Origin of the sequence: Citrobacter sp. Cpo045 (genome assembly GCF_030332875.1) — a bacterium.
Taxonomy (GTDB): domain Bacteria; phylum Pseudomonadota; class Gammaproteobacteria; order Enterobacterales; family Enterobacteriaceae; genus Citrobacter; species Citrobacter portucalensis.
This window is the reverse complement of sequence record NZ_JAOWGZ010000026.1, coordinates 1-262: the sequence shown is the minus strand read 5'-3', so window position 1 is coordinate 262 and position 262 is coordinate 1. Positions and strand designations below refer to the sequence as shown.

1 protein-coding gene is annotated in these 262 nt (G+C 54.2%); it reads left to right on the top strand.

The genetic code is table 11. The features are described from left to right. On the top strand, positions 1-262 hold a 262-nt coding region (locus OGY13_RS25080), incomplete at both ends, for a DDE-type integrase/transposase/recombinase (protein ID WP_286545759.1).

Sequence of the window (262 nt, the reverse complement as noted above, 5' to 3'; positions counted from 1 at the left end):
CGCGGGCACGTAAAGGCGAGGCCAGTATCGTGTCGCCCAACAGGCTCCAGCGACAGTTCAATCCGGATGCTCCGGATGAGAGTTGGGTAACGGACATAACCTACATCAGGACCCACGAAGGCTGGCTGTATCTTGCCGTGGTTGTTGATCTGTTCTCACGCAAAATTATCGGCTGGTCCATACAATCCCGGATGACAAAGGACATTGTCCTGAACGCACTGCTGATGGCTGTATGGCGGCGTAATCCCCAAAAACAGGTGCT